At 69.3% G+C, this 14,128-nt stretch carries 14 protein-coding genes; 7 read left to right on the plus strand and 7 right to left on the minus strand.

What is annotated here, in order from left to right; all coding sequences use genetic code 11:
• Positions 1 to 196: 196 nt before the first annotated feature.
• Positions 197 to 1,507, minus strand: a complete 1,311-nt coding sequence (locus QK444_RS19280; RefSeq protein WP_282782239.1) for an FAD-binding protein — start codon at positions 1,505 to 1,507, stop codon at positions 197 to 199.
• Between the two features lie 172 nt (positions 1,508 to 1,679).
• Here QK444_RS19280 and QK444_RS19285 point away from each other — a divergent pair, with 172 nt between their 5' ends.
• Positions 1,680 to 1,943, plus strand: coding sequence for a hypothetical protein (locus tag QK444_RS19285; protein WP_282782241.1), 264 nt, complete (start codon positions 1,680 to 1,682; stop codon positions 1,941 to 1,943).
• On the opposite strand, the gene QK444_RS19290 is transcribed toward QK444_RS19285, so the two are convergent.
• Positions 1,932 to 2,816 (minus strand): alpha/beta hydrolase, encoded by an 885-nt coding sequence (locus QK444_RS19290; protein ID WP_282782243.1) that lies wholly within the window; start codon positions 2,814 to 2,816, stop codon positions 1,932 to 1,934. The two genes, QK444_RS19285 and QK444_RS19290, sit on opposite strands and share 12 nt — an antisense overlap.
• Positions 2,817 to 2,830: 14 nt before the next feature.
• A complete protein-coding gene (locus QK444_RS19295) occupies positions 2,831 to 3,661 on the minus strand; it encodes an NmrA family transcriptional regulator (RefSeq protein WP_282782245.1) in 831 nt (276 codons plus the stop codon).
• A gap of 126 nt (positions 3,662 to 3,787) precedes the next feature.
• On the opposite strand from QK444_RS19295, the gene QK444_RS19300 reads away from it, so the two are divergent.
• Positions 3,788 to 4,687: a LysR family transcriptional regulator gene (locus QK444_RS19300; protein WP_282782246.1), complete on the plus strand. Its 900-nt coding sequence runs from the start codon at positions 3,788 to 3,790 to the stop codon at positions 4,685 to 4,687.
• A gap of 53 nt (positions 4,688 to 4,740) precedes the next feature.
• Here the strand turns inward: QK444_RS19300 and QK444_RS19305 are convergent, their stop codons facing one another.
• Positions 4,741 to 5,361: a TetR/AcrR family transcriptional regulator gene (locus QK444_RS19305; RefSeq protein ID WP_282782249.1), complete on the minus strand. Its 621-nt coding sequence runs from the start codon at positions 5,359 to 5,361 to the stop codon at positions 4,741 to 4,743.
• Positions 5,362 to 5,493: 132 nt separating this feature from the next.
• On the opposite strand from QK444_RS19305, the gene QK444_RS19310 reads away from it, so the two are divergent.
• The 3 genes from QK444_RS19310 to QK444_RS19320 all read left to right on the plus strand — a co-directional run bounded on the left by QK444_RS19310 (position 5,494) and on the right by QK444_RS19320 (position 8,267).
• Complete coding sequence (locus tag QK444_RS19310) at positions 5,494 to 5,937, plus strand: hypothetical protein (RefSeq protein WP_282782251.1); 444 nt, start codon at positions 5,494 to 5,496, stop codon at positions 5,935 to 5,937.
• Positions 5,938 to 5,951: 14 nt separating this feature from the next.
• Entirely contained in the window at positions 5,952 to 6,920 is a 969-nt protein-coding gene (locus tag QK444_RS19315) for a haloalkane dehalogenase (RefSeq protein ID WP_306356794.1), read from the plus strand.
• Between the two features lie 480 nt (positions 6,921 to 7,400).
• Positions 7,401 to 8,267 (plus strand): Ig-like domain-containing protein, encoded by an 867-nt coding sequence (locus QK444_RS19320; protein WP_282782253.1) that lies wholly within the window; start codon positions 7,401 to 7,403, stop codon positions 8,265 to 8,267.
• A 65-nt stretch (positions 8,268 to 8,332) separates the two neighbouring features.
• On the opposite strand, the gene QK444_RS19325 is transcribed toward QK444_RS19320, so the two are convergent.
• On the minus strand, positions 8,333 to 9,205 hold the full coding sequence (locus QK444_RS19325; protein ID WP_282782255.1) for a polysaccharide deacetylase family protein: 873 nt from the start codon (positions 9,203 to 9,205) through the stop codon (positions 8,333 to 8,335).
• A gap of 217 nt (positions 9,206 to 9,422) precedes the next feature.
• Here QK444_RS19325 and QK444_RS19330 point away from each other — a divergent pair, with 217 nt between their 5' ends.
• Positions 9,423 to 9,638, plus strand: a complete 216-nt coding sequence (locus tag QK444_RS19330; protein ID WP_282782257.1) for a hypothetical protein — start codon at positions 9,423 to 9,425, stop codon at positions 9,636 to 9,638.
• 71 nt (positions 9,639 to 9,709) lie between these two features.
• Here QK444_RS19330 and QK444_RS19335 read toward each other — a convergent pair whose 3' ends face one another.
• Positions 9,710 to 10,099 carry a hypothetical protein gene (locus QK444_RS19335; RefSeq protein WP_282782259.1) on the minus strand — a complete coding sequence of 130 codons (390 nt, stop codon included), beginning with the start codon at positions 10,097 to 10,099 and terminating at the stop codon, positions 9,710 to 9,712.
• A gap of 50 nt (positions 10,100 to 10,149) precedes the next feature.
• Positions 10,150 to 10,791: a DUF4097 family beta strand repeat-containing protein gene (locus tag QK444_RS19340; RefSeq protein ID WP_282782261.1), complete on the minus strand. Its 642-nt coding sequence runs from the start codon at positions 10,789 to 10,791 to the stop codon at positions 10,150 to 10,152.
• A gap of 230 nt (positions 10,792 to 11,021) precedes the next feature.
• On the opposite strand from QK444_RS19340, the gene QK444_RS19345 reads away from it, so the two are divergent.
• Positions 11,022 to 14,128 (plus strand): BTAD domain-containing putative transcriptional regulator (locus QK444_RS19345; RefSeq protein ID WP_282782263.1); only part of this gene is annotated, 3,107 nt, incomplete at its 3' end.

The following is a 14,128-nucleotide window of genomic DNA, read 5'->3' on the forward strand; positions in this document are numbered from 1 at the left end:
TCGGGGGGCCCCCCCACAGCACCCCCCGCCGGCCGCCCGACACTCGCCCTAGTAGCCGAAACTGCCGGTGGCGGGCGGTGTTCCGGGGCAAGCACGATGATCGCGGCAACTGGCGACCGTCCGCGCCCGCTCGTCTCCGGCCAACCGCGCGGTGAGCGAACGGGATCCGCCGCCGGGGGCGGCGGATCGACAACGGTCAGCCGAGTACCGGGAAGTTGGCGCGGATGACGTTGTGCGGGTCGCGGGCCCGCTTGATGGTCTGCAGGCGGGTCAGGGTGGCATGGTCGAAGGCCGCGGCGGCGGATTCGCCCGGGGCGAGGAAGGTGTACGGCTTGCTGCCGGTGATGTGGGGGCCGAGGGTGTCGACGATATCGGCGAATCGGGTTCGGATATCGGCGGTCAGATGGGGCAGACCGAGGCCGAGCAGATAGAGGGCGTAGGGCTCGGTGACCGGGCCGCGGGCTCCGCCGTCCGGGCGGGATTCGGCGAGCGCGCCGCCGAGGCCGCGGAGCTGGATGTTGAGCAGCGGGGCCACGGGGGCGTCGAGGAGGGTTTTCACCACCGCGTCGCCGAGATCGGTGAGCAGCTCGCCGCGCGAGAGCGACGGGCTGGGGTCGGTGGGCTCGGCGGTGATTCGGCCGATCTCGGCGGGGGTGAGTTCGCCCCGGGTGTCGGCGATCGCACCGGACAGGGAGTCGAGGCGGGCGGTCAGGTCGCGGCCTTCGACCGGGTCGCCCAGGTAGGCGAAGTCGAGCGCGACCGTCGGGGCCGCGCCGGGAATCTGGTAGCGCTGCAACCACACCGACAGTTCCGCGGGAGCGTCGGTGGTGAGTTCGGTGAACAGGTCGAAGACCTCTCGGGTCCGATCCGCCGACCACATGACGCGGCCACCGTACAGGCGCGGCAGCGGCACCAGGTCGAACTCGAGGGCGGTGACGACGCCGAAATCACCACCGCCACCGCGCAATGCCCAGAACAGCTCCGGATCGGAGTCGGCGGTTACCCGCGCCGGACGGCCCGCCGCGTCCACGATCTCGAAGGCGCGCACCGCATTCGATGCCCAGCCGTACTTGCGGGCCAGCCAGCCGAACCCACCGCCGAGGGTGTAGCCGGTGACACCGACCACCGGATTGCTACCGGATAGCCCCGCCAGCCCGTGCGCGGCGGCCGCGGCCTGCACCCGGCCCCACTGCGCACCGGTGCCGACCCGGGCCACCCGGCGCTCGGCATCGATCTCGATGGAGTTCAGTGCTCCGGTGCGCACGAGCACGGCACCGTCGACGTCCCCGGTGGCTCCGTGCCCGGTCGGCTGCGTCACCACCTGCCGCCCGGTCCGGCCCGCGAATTCCACCACGGCCGCCACATCCTGCGCGTCGGCCACCGCGACAACCGCCGAAACCGATTGCGTGACAGCCACATTCCACGGCTGCGCGGCCCGGTCGAACTCCGCGTCGCCCGGCGTCAGCACCCCACCGCGAACCACGGAGCGCAATTCTTCGATACCCACTGTTCTCATCCTGTCTGCCGCTGTCTCCAGTTTGCTGCTTGGTTGACGACGCGGCGCGCACGAGTGTGACACAGACCTGAGAAGTGGCCCATCGCAGCACCTCGTAGCGGGGATGTCACAGTCGGGCGGGCGGCACCGTCGTCACGGTGAAAGGTCAGGGAAAGGAACGATGATGACCATGACTCACGAGTCCACGGTGCGGAACACAGCGGCCGAGGAGCCCGGCGCCCACCCGCCGAAGTGGAAGTTCTGGCTGCTGACGCTGGCCGGCCTCTACCCGATGCTCACCATCCTGGTGACGGTCACCGCGCCGGTGCTGGAACCGCTGGCGACACCGCTGCGCCTCGCCTGCATCCTGCCGGTCGCGGTGGCCGCCATGGTGTGGGTGATCATGCCGTTCCTGACGCGCCGCTGCGCGGGGTGGCTAGCGCGTTGAGTCCGCTGTCGGGTCGGTGAGCGCGAGCAACTCCGTCACCACGCCATCCCAGGTGTGCGGCGGGAACACCTCATGACCCGTCTGCGATAGTGGCACGAATCGGGCGTCCGGGATCTCGGCGGCCAGCGCCCGGCCGTGTTCGATCGGAAACAGCGGGTCGTCGACGCCGTGCAGCACCAGGGTGGGTACCGAGATCTCGCCCAGCCGATGACGCCACGGCTCGCCCGGATCGAGGAGATACGGGTTGGTGAGCTGCGCGGCGATATCGGCCGCACGATCCACCACGCGACGAGCCTGCTCACGGTGCGCGTCGATGTCGAACGGCCGGGTGGCAGCGGCGAAGGGACGCAGCGACTCGGCCAGGAAGTCGGCCACCGCGGCGTGATCCGACCAATCCGGCGTCGGCGTCTCCCCGCCGAAGTGCGCCGCGAGCTCCGGCGTCATGCCCGGTAGATCCGGCTGCTCATGTCCTGGTCCGCCCGGTGTGCCCGAGGCGATGGCCAGGGTCGTGACCAGTTCGGGATGGTCGAGCGCCACCAGTTGGGCGACGGCCGAACCCTGGGACATGCCGACGAAACCGGCTCGATCGAGGCCGACGGCCTTGATCAGCCCGGCCGCGTCGGCGACCAGATCCCGCAGGCCGTAGGGCGGCGCGCCGACCTGGAATGTGGTCGAGCGCCCGGCATCCCGACTGTCGTATCGGATCACATACCGACCGCCCGCGGCGAGCAACTCGGCGAATTCGGCATCCCACGCCAGCATCGAATCCCCCGCGCCGTGCAGCAGCACGATCGCAGGGTCGGCCGGATCACCGAAACCCTCCATGCACAAATCGATTCCGTCGATGGTGACGGTCCGTTGATGGGAGTCCATTGTCACACCCGCCTTTACACAGTCCAGACACCGGTGGCGGCGGTCTTGCGCACGTAGTCGGCGAAATCGCCCGGCGCGCGACCGAGTCCGCGTTCGATGTCGTCGGTCACGTGCGCGTTGCGGCCGTCGAGTACCGTCGTGAACAGGTAGACGAGGAAGTCCACCAATTCGTCCGGCAAACCCTGGGCGCGCGCCCCGGCGGCGTAGTCGTCCGCCGGGATCTGGAGGAACTCGATCGGACGCCCTGCGGCCGTGGCGATTTCGGCGATGGCTTCGGCGAAGGTGAGCAGCCGCGGGCCGGTCACCTCGTAGACCTGTCCGGCGTGCCCGTCCCCGGTCAGGGCGGCCACCGCGAGATCGGCGATGTCGTCGATGTCGATGAACGGTTCGGCCACCTCGCCGACCGGCAGCACCAGCCGACCGGCCTTGATCTCCGCCGCGAAATGACCCTCGTCGAAGTTCTGCGCGAAGAAACTGGACCGGATCACCGTCAAACCCGGATGGACCTCGGCGAGCAGCCTTTCCGCGGCCTGCGCCTCCTCTTCACCGCGACCGGACAACAGGACCATGCGCCGGACACCTGCCGTCGCGGCCATCTCCCCGAAGGCGCGCACCGCGTCGGGCGCGCCGGGGACCGCGAGGTCGGGCTGAAAGGTGATGTAGACGGCCTCGACGTCCAGCAGCACCGGGGCCCAGGTGGCCGGGTTGTCCCAGTCGAACGGCGGTTCGGCGGAACGGGATCCGATCCGCACCGGCAGCCCGCGCGCGTGCAGCCGTTCGACGATCCGGCTACCCGTCTTGCCGGTGCCGCCCAAGACCAGGGTGTATTTCGTGTTGTCGCTCATGACATTTCCTTCCGCAATGGCTCATCCGATTGCCATCTCCGAGCATCGGTTCGCGAGGCCGCCGAAACAACGACGCGATCGGCAACGTTCGTTCACGCCCACTCAACGATGGAAAGCGATTGAAATATGTTGGAGCGAAGCGAAATCGAGACGTTCTTGACGGTCGCCGAGGAGCTGCACTTCAGCCGGGCCGCCGCACGCCTGCACGTGTCCACCGGCCGCGTCAGCCAGACCATCCAGCGCCTCGAACGCCGGATCGGCGCGGCCCTGTTCGAACGCACCAGCCGCCGCGTGGCCCTGACACCCATCGGTCGACAGTTGCGCGAGGACCTACAACACGGTCATGATCAGATCCAGCAGGCCGTACGCCGCGCCACCGACGCCGGGCGCGGCATCGACGGTGTGCTCACGGTGGGCTTCGTGGGGGCCGCCGCGGGACAGTTGATCCTGCGCACCACCGCGAACTTCCGGCTCGAACACCCGGGCGCGGAGGTGCGCATCCGAGAGGTTCAGATCACCGACGGCTTGGACGGGTGGCGCAGCGACGCCTACGACATGGTGCTGATCAGCCGCCCGATCGCCGAACCCGACCTGGTCACGGGCCCCATCCTGATCAGCGAACACCGGATGCTCGCCATCCCCGCGAAACACCCACTGGCCACGCGAGGTTCGATCGTGCTCGAGGACTTGGCGGAATTCACCCTGCTGCGCATGCCGAGCAGCCTGCCGCGATCGGTCCTGGACGATCGCATCCCGAGCCGGACTCCCGGCGGTAGACCGATCGCGCACGGCCGTACCGCACACACCTTCCAGGAGATCCTCACCCTCATCGGTGCCGGGGCAGGCGCCTTCGTCTGCGGTGCTCAGGTCACCAAGTTCTACCTGCGCCCCGATGTCGTCTATCTGCCCATAGCCGACGCGCCGCCGGTCGAATGGGGCTTCGTCTGGCGCGCCGCGCACGAAACCGCGCGCGTGCGCGCCTTCAACGAGGCCGCCTTACACACCGCACGGCGAGGCATCGACTGAGTTCGGCGCATACTCGAGACGGCCGGGTCCGCGGGAGTGGACGACCACGGCCGTCAGGTTGTCAGCCGCAGGGCGTCGGGGATGGCGGCGAAGGCGTCCCGTAGCCGGTCGAGCAAGGCGGGTCGGCCGCCGTCGCCGTCGGCGGCCACCCAGTCGCGTCCCGCGATGCTCCAAGCGGTGGTGGTCATTTCGGCGAGGATGCGCGGACGCAGGTCGTCGCCGGGGAGGTCGAGTGTGCCGATGAGCTGTGCGGTGATCTGTTTCCGCACGCCGGAACGGGTGTAGCCGACGTGCCCGAGCAGGCTGGGCGCGGTGAGGATCAGCCGCCGGGTGGCGACGTAGCGCTGGTCCCAGTCCTCCGGTAGCGCGAGCGCGGTGTCGATGAGCGCGTCGCGCAATGCGGCGATGATCGGCCCGGAGAGGTCGCGATCGGCCAGGATTTCGAGGTAGCTCGTCCAGAGTTCGGTTTCGGCCTCGATGGCCACGTCCTCCTTGGTGGGGAACGCGCGGAAGAAGGTGCTGCGCGACACCTCGGCCATGTCCACCACCTCCTCCACCGTGGTTGCGGCGAACCCCTTTTCGGTGAAAAGCCGCAGTGCCGCGTCGGCGAGGGCACGACGGGTGCGGATCCGTTTGCGTTCGCGCAGCGGCAGGGTGCGGTCGTCGGTGGCCATGCCGGAATCCTAGCGCGATGCGAACCCGAGAACCGAAAGAAACTAAATCTCGATTGATACTTGCGCATATATGAGCCTTAGTGCCAGAATCTACCTCGTCAGCGAGCAACACCCCGATCGAGGAGATCGCGAATGAGCACCACCACCCCGGCCACCTTGACCCCGTCGATCGTCGGCCAGGCCGAGAAGCACCACACCGCGGTCCTCGCCAGGGCACTGGCCGGCACCACGCTCGACGAGAAGCAGTGGATCACCCTCAACCAAGCCGTCGCCGCAGGTCAGCCTGTCGAGCGCGCCGGGCACACCGCTCGCGTCGCGGGCATGACCCAGTGGAACCTCGCGGATGTCGACCACGCCGTGGTCGCGCTACTCGACGCGGGTCTGCTGCGCACCGTGACCGATGGCCGTCTCGCGGTCACCGACGCGGGCACGGCGCTGACCGCCGAGGTGCGCGCCGATTCCGGCGCGATCGTGCAGGCCGCCTACGGCGCGGTCACCCCCGAGGACCTGGCCACCGCGGCCCGCGTACTGGCCACCATCACCACCCGCATGGCCGAGGAACTGGCCCGCGCCTGAAGGAAAGACCCGACATGAAACACCTGAACCGGCGATCACTGCTGCGACTGGCGGGCGCTCTGGCGCTCGTCGCCGGCACCACCATGGCGTGCGCGACACCGCCCGAGAAAGGACCATCCGCCGTGAACACCGTCGATGTGCTCGACTCCTACATCTCCTACACCGATACCGGATCCGGCGACATCCCCGTCGTATTCCTGCACGGCAACCCGACCTCGTCGTACTTGTGGCGCAACGTGATTCCGCATGTTTCGGACAAGACCCGGGTCCTGGCCCCGGACCTGATCGGCATGGGCGCCTCCGGCAAGCCCGACAGTCCCTACCGTTTCACCGACCACGCCCGCTACCTCGACGCCTGGTTCGACGCCCTCGACCTCGATCAGGTGATCATCGTCGGCCACGACTGGGGCGGCGCGCTCGGTATGGACTGGGCCGCACGCCATCCCGGCCGGGTGCGCGGCATCGCCGTGATCGAGACCTTCCTGCGGCCGGGCCGGGCCGCGGACATGCCACCGCAGGCCCGGGAGCTGTTCGACAAGTACCGCAGCTCCGAAGGCGAGCGAATGGTGTTGGAGGAGAACATGTTCATCGAGTTCAACCTGCCCGCGCAGGTGACGAATCTGTCCGAGGAAGACCATGATGTCTACCGCGCCCCCTATCCGACACCGGCCTCGCGCAAACCTCTGCTGGCGTGGCCCAGGGAGCTACCGCTCGATGGCGAGCCCGCCGATGTGGTGGCCATCATCGAGAACTACGGCCGCTACCTGGCGAGCACACCGGAACTTCCGAAGCTGATCATGGCCTTGGAGAACGGCCAGGGCGTCCCCGCGGAGGCCGTCGACTGGGCGGCGACCACCTTCGCGAGTGCGGAGAAGGTCACCATCCCGCCCGCCAAGCATCACGCCCCGGAGGACCGCCCACACGAGATCGGCGCGGCCGTCGCCACCTGGATGGACCGGCACGCCTTGCACGGAACCCGTTGAGCCGTATCGCGAGTCGGGTCGTCACGGCCACCGGGTGCACTCGACAGGATCATCGGACGAACGCGCGGCCGGAGCGGACGACCGGGCGTATCCGCTGGAAGCCCAGCGGGCAGACCTGGGCGAACGGCTTCGATCGCCGTCACGACCACCCGATCGGCCCGGTTCGCGAGACAGCGAATCGGGGCGCTCAACTATCCGAGCTGGGCGGGTGGCGATTCGTTCCCGACCGTGATGCACACGGAATGCACCGCCCACTCCGGCTGAGCCGACAGCTGATTCGATGGGGCATCGGACGACGGTGCGCGGCTCGATACCGTCGGCCGATGCCACACCGCGCGGCACCTCGCCGCACAGTCTGACTAGCTAATATTTCAGAACCTGTTTCAGTTGCGGTTCCACCGTGATTCAATGCTCGCCAACTCGGGTGCGCCAGCGCCTCGATGACGATGTCGAGGGGCACCCGGGGGCGTGGGAGTGACGATGGTGGACAGCAGAATGCAGCGGGTGGCCGGGTCGGTGGCCGCGGTGGCGGTGGCGGCCGGTTTCGCGGTGGCGGCGATGCCGGGGACGGCGGCGGCCGCGCCGGGGTCGATCACCTGGAGCGACGGGAACAGCAAGTTCACCCGGACGGTGTCGAACACCAATCCGGTCGTCGGTGATATCGTCACGGTGACAACGAAATTCGAGCGGACCGGCATTCCGGTGGAGTACATCTACTCGATCAAGGATCTGCATCCCGCCTGCCTGACCCCGGTCCCGGGCTCGGCACGGATGGGCGGCGATCAGGTGCAGCTCGACACCTCCTCCTCGGATTGGGTCCGGGCCGAGTTCGGCATCACCAAATACCCGGTGTACCCGAATATTCAGCCGAAGTCGCAGACCTTCGAGGTGCAGTACACGGTGGGCGTCAACTGCGCCCGCGACACCCCGCTGCCGACCTCCATGCACTACGGCGGTTCCCTCGGCGACGGCATCTACCAGGGCAAGGGTCCGGCCATCACGGTGTCCGGCGATGCCGTGTCGAGCACGGTGCTCAGCGATGTGACCGGCGCGCAGGTCGGCAAGGCCGTGACCCTGGAGGCGAGCGTGTCGCCCGCGGCGGCGGGCGGCACCGTCCAGTTCAAGGCGGGCGACCAGATCCTCGGTGACATCCCCGTCGCCGCGAACGGCAGGGCCGCGATCGTGTGGACCCCGGGCGCACCGGGCGACTACACCATCGGAGCCACGTTCTCCGGCCGCGGTGGTGTGGCCGGATCGTCGACTACCAGGGTGGTCACCGTGGCCGACCAGCCGACCGACCCCGACCCGGGGCCCGGCAAGCCCAGCACCGGCTCCTTCGGGTCCTGACCACTCCGGAATCGGTTGCCGCGCGGGCACGGACAGGCGACCGTGCTCACCGGCCGCGGTGGACTTCAGTGTTGTCCCAGCACCGTGTCGCGGAAGTAGGCGGCGATCTCGTCCGCGGTGGTGAGCCAGACGTCCGGCTGGGCGGCGAGGAAACCCAGCGCCTGCTCGAGGTACTTCGTCCGGAACGCCTGGCCGATGACGAAGGGGTGCAGGGCGATCGGGAGAACGCGGGCGCTGCGGTCGGATTCGGACAGCAGGACGTCGTACTGGTCCTGGATCATCCGAACGTATTCGGGTCCGGTGGTGGCCTTGGCGAAGATGCCGAGATCGTTGAGTTCGAGGGTGTAGGGCACCGAGAGCATGCCGGGGACGTTCAGCGCATAGGGCTGATCGTCATTGGTCCAGTCGAGGATGTAGTCCAGACCGAGATCGCGCAGAATCCGCGGGGTTTCGAAGGTTTCGGTGAGGCCGGGCCCCATCCAGCCTTTCGGGCGCGCACCGGTCGCCCCGGCGATGACGTCGACGACGCGCGTGAGGTAGTCACGCTCCTCCTCGGGCGACATTCCCGCCGTCACCTCGGAATTGGTCTTGCCGTGCACCAGCCAGGCCCAATCCCGCTCCATACCCGCCTTGACGATCTGCGGGTTGTATTCCACCACATCGGAATTCAACAGGGCGCTGGCGCGGATGCCGTACTTGTCCAGCGCGTCCATCACGCGCCAGACACCGACGCGGGCACCGTAGTCGCGCCAGCCGTAGTTGAGCGCGTCGGGGACCAGATCCGCGGTGCCGGGCCAGATGCTGGTGGAGGGCTTGTCGATGCGGAAGTGCTCGATGTTCAGGCCGACATAGAAGGCGACCTTCTTACCGCCCGGCCAGCTGAACTCCGGACGTTCGGTGATGGGGCTGTAGTCGAAGAGGGTGTTCTCCAGTTGCACATGAGCAACCTTCGACGGGATGAGCAGGTCGAACAAGGCCGAATTCCGATACGATCGGTGAGCTGAACTCAACGATCGAGGACACCGGGATGGAACGACACGAGATCGAAGCGTTCCTGCCCCTGGCCGATAAACTGCACTTCCCCACCGCACCCCCGCCGGGCGACCCATCGCGCGCGGCCCGGCGGTGGCCTATTGGAACGAGGTGCCGACCCCGGTGGCGAAGGGTCGCGGCGGCTCCCCCGTCTCCATGCGCGCCGCGCGGTTCCACGCGCGCCCCGGCGTCGCCTTCGTGCCGATCGCCGATGCGCCGCCGGTGGAGTACGGCCCGATCCGGCGGCGCGACGGCGACACCGCGCGGGTCCGCGTATTCGCCGAGACCCTCTATGAACTTGCTGAACTCGCTGAACCCGCTGGCCTCCCGGCCCGATAGCCATAACGATGCCGACGCCGCGTGATGATCACGACGGCATGGACTATGGCGGTACCGGGGCGCGAAGCTGATCAGCTGCTGCCGGATTCGAGGAGGTCGACGATCGGATTGGATGCGGCGACCTCGACCTGCCCGTTGAATGCCTCGATCCCGCGCGGATTGACCAGGCAGTCCGCGCTCTCGGCGACCTGCAAGATCACCACCACATCGTGGGTGCCGGGTGCGACACCGGTGATGACGAACTCCGGATTGTCGGCTTGGGCCAGTGGCGCCTGCAACTCGCCGTCGATCAGGGCGTATGCGCTCCAGCACGGGTAGTCGGACTCCGCCGACACGGTGATCTTCTCGTGCCCGCCGGTGACGGTCGCCGTATCGGCGGCGGCAGCGGTTCCCGGTATCGCAAGCATCATCATGCCCGCCGCGAGACCCGTTACCGCCGTTGCGATCTTGGAATTTCTCATACCTATCCCTAGCACAACGGTGGTTCCCGGCGGCACCGACGCGGTCGGACTCACGCCGCAGCGGCGTGGCGAACAATGATGTTACCGTACAGGTTTCGCGCGTACACCTGTACCTCATCGGCGTGTGGCGCAGCGCCGACCGGCGCCATGAGGTTGCGGACCGCACCGACCGGGGCGGTGGTCTCCAGCCGCACGGCGCTGCCCGGTTGGATTCCGACTTCCAGCTCGCCCATGGCGGTTTCCAGCCGCAGCACGCCGTGGACCGCGGTGCCGATACGTATGTCGCCCTGGGCCGCCTTGGCGGTCACGGCACCGCGGACGCGGTCCAGGATGATGTCGCCGGAGGAGATGTCGAGGTCGCAGTCGCCGAGTTCGCCGGTGGCCCGGAGTCGGCCGACGGCGGCGGTGACGGACAGCCGGGAGCCGGTGGGGACCTCGATGGTCATCTCGATGGCGGGATTGCCGCCGAACGGGGTGTAGGTGCGCCAGTTCTTCGGGGCACGCACGGTCAAGGTGTCGCCGGAAAAGTCGACCGTGGTGTGCGCGGCGGCGCGCACATCGCCCTTCTTGGACGGGTCGGCCGGGCAGACCTCGACGACGGTGTCGGTGCGGTCGGAGGCGATCACCGTGACGGTGCCGGACAGCACCTCGGCGGCGACGGTGATCGGTTCCTGGGTCGGGAATGTGGGCATGGTGGTTTCTACCTTCGGAGGTTGGTCGGTGAACCGGGAGGCATCCGGTGGTTCGGGAGCCGCACTCACTGTGCTGTTCACATGGAATACCGTCGCGAGTCCGGCTGATATCGACCTGACACCCGGCTGATACCGCCGCTGGCACCGCATCTGTCCAGCTCACGACCGGTAGTGAGGGCACCGAAAGGTCGACGCGCGAGGCACCGGCCGGTCACGGCAGAATGAGCGAGGTGCAGATCGGAGTGCTGGGCCCGCTGGAAATCCGGGCGGACGACGGCGACGTGATCCAGATATCGGGTTCCCGATTGCGCGCGCTGTTCATCGCACTCGCACTGGAGCCCGGTCGGGCGGTTCCCAAAACCCAACTGGTGGACTGGATCTGGGGTGAACAGCCGCCCGCGGACGCGGCGAACGCGCTGCAGGCGCTGGTCTCCCGGCTGCGCCGGGCACTGCCGGACGGGGCGCTCGACGTCCAGGCGGGCGGCTACCGACTGGCGGTGGCGCCGGAGTCCGTGGACGCCTTCCGGTTCGAGCAGTTGCTGGAACGGGCGCGCGGCGGCACGGACCCGCAGCGGGCTCCGCTGCTGTGTGCGGCACTGGAGCTGTGGCGCGGTGCGCCCATGCGGGACGTCGACGTGGACAGCGGTGCGGTCGACGCCGTCGTCACGCGATTCGAGGGGCTGCATCTCGCCGCCCTGGAGGACCGCTACGAGGCGGAGGTCCGCCTGGGCGGGGGTGCGGACCTGGTCGCCGAGCTGACCGAGGTGGTGGCTCGGCACCCGTTGCGGGAGCGGCTCGCCGCCGCGCTGATGCGGGCCTTGGCGGCGGCCGGTCGCGGCGCGGAGGCGCTGACCGTGTACCAGCGCACCCGGGAGGCCCTCGCCGACGAACTGGGCGCGGACCCCGCGCCGGAACTGTCCGCGCTGCATGTCGCCCTGTTGCGCGGCGAGGTGGGCGCGCGGGACGAGGAACGCCGGACCAATCTGCGGGTCGAACTGACCAGCTTCGTCGGCAAGGACGCCGAAATCGCCGTGGTCCGTGAGCTTCTCGCGGGATATCGGCTCACCACCCTGACCGGACCCGGCGGCTCCGGCAAGACCCGGCTCGCGCAGGAGACCGCGCGGACCATGCTCGACGATCTGCCGGACGGAGCCTGGCTGGTGGAGTTGGCGGCGCTCGGCCCCTCCGGCGATGTGGCGCAGGCGGCGCTGGCCGCGCTCGGGCTGCGGGACACGCTGCTCGGCGGCGCGTCCCACGCCGAACCGATGGAACGCCTGATCACCGCCATCCGCGACCGGGAAACACTGTTGATCCTGGACAACTGTGAGCACGTGATCGAGGCGGCGGCGCGATTCGCGCACCGGATCCTCGGCGAATGTCCGGGCCTGCGGATTCTGGCCACCAGCCGGGAACCGCTCGGCATCACCGGTGAGGCGATCCGGCGGGTGGAACCGCTGCTCTCCCCCGCCCCCGACGCCGACCCCGCACAGATCGAATCCGCGCCCGCCGTCAGGCTGCTGCGCGATCGCGCCGCCGCCGTACGCCAGGACATGACAGCGGATCCGCCGACCCTGGCGACCATGGCCCGCGTCTGCCGCGCACTGGACGGCATACCGCTGGCGATCGAGCTGGCGGCGGCCCGCCTGCGCACCATGTCCCTGGATCAGCTCGCCGACCGCCTCGATGACCGGTTCCGGCTGTTGACCGGCGGCAGCCGCACCGCGATCCCGCAGCACCGGACCCTGCGCGCGGTGGTGGACTGGAGTTGGGAGCTGCTCACCGACAGCGAACGGGTCGTGCTGCGTCGGCTCGCGGTCTTCGCCGACGGCGCGAGTTCCGAAGCGGCCGAACAGGTGTGCGCGAGCGACGAGACGAATCCGGCGGTCGAGGCATGGGAGGTGCCGGACCTGCTGACCGCGCTGGTCGAGAAGTCGCTGCTGCGCAGCGCCGACGACGATGCCGCTCGCGCGAACGGGCCGCGCTATCGGATGCTCGACACGATCAAGCGGTACGCCCGCGATCGGCTCGACGAAGCCGGCGACGCCGAATCCGCGCGCCGGGCGCACCTCGCGTACTGCACCGACCTGGCCGCGACCGCGGAACCACACCTGCGCCGTGCCGAACAACGGGAGTGGCTCACCGTGCTCGCACTCGAGCACGACAATATCGCCGCCGCCATGCGCGCCGCGCTGGCCGCCGACGACGGTCCCGGGGCGCTGCGGCTCGCGGCCGCCGCGGGGTGGTACTGGTGGCTCGGCGGGCACAAGGCCGAGGGCACCGAATTCGTGACCGCCGCCGCCGACGCCCCCGGCGAGGTGGACGACGAGACCCGCGCCACCGTGTACGGGCTGGCCGTCCACTTCCTGAGTTCGGGGCGCAGTGGCGAGCAGCAGTTGGCGGAATGGATTCGCAAGTCGCACGAATACGCTCACGACCGCCGCGACGGCCATCCGACGCTGCGTTTCGCCGGTGTACTGGAGCGGCTGCTGCACGGACCGCAGGAGTATCTGCCCGCGTTCGAATCGCTGCTCTCCGACGAGGATCCGTGGGTGCGGGCGCTGGCTCGGCTACAGCTGGGCAAGATGCGGGTCGTCCTCGGTCAGGACGGTCCGGAGACCGGTGCCCACCTGCGGACCGCGCTGACCGAGTTCCGGGAGATCGGAGAGCGGTGGGGTATCTCGTTCGCGCTGACCGAGCTGGCCGATCATCTGGCCACCGGCGGCGAATTCGCTGCCGCCGGCGAGCTTTTCGAACAGGCGGCCACGGTGGTGGCCGAAGTCGGCGCGTACGAGGACACGGTGCGGATGCGGGCGCGGCAGGCGCAGCTGTACTGGCTGTTGGGCGATGCGGACGCGAGCGGGGCCGCGCTGGCCGAGGCGCGGCGGCGGGCGGAACAGGCCGCGTGGCCCATCGCACGCGCCGAATTGGCTTTGGCCGAAGCGGAACTCGCGCGGTGGACCGGCGATACCGAGCGGGCACACCGGCAGATCGACCTCGCGACGACCATGCTGGGCGCGGAAGCGGAACAGCCGCACACCAGCGCGGTCATCCACGAGCTGCGCGGCTATCTGGCGACGGATCTCGACACGGCCCGCGCCCACCACGACGCGGCCTACCGGGCGGCCACCGCGTCCGGACACGTCCCGCTGCTGGCTCGCGTGCTCGTCGGCATCGGGGATCTGGCCCTGCGGTCGGGTGCGGACGAGCGAGCGGTGCGGCTGCTCGCGGCGAGCACGACCGTGCGCGGACGCTCCGATCGCTCGCTGCCCGACGCGGCCCGCATCGAGGCGACCGCACGGCAGCGGGGCGGGGGGGGGGGGGGGGGCGGCCGGGGGGG

This window comes from Nocardia sp. CC201C (assembly GCF_030010695.1).
Classification (GTDB): Bacteria; Actinomycetota; Actinomycetes; order Mycobacteriales; family Mycobacteriaceae; genus Nocardia; species Nocardia otitidiscaviarum.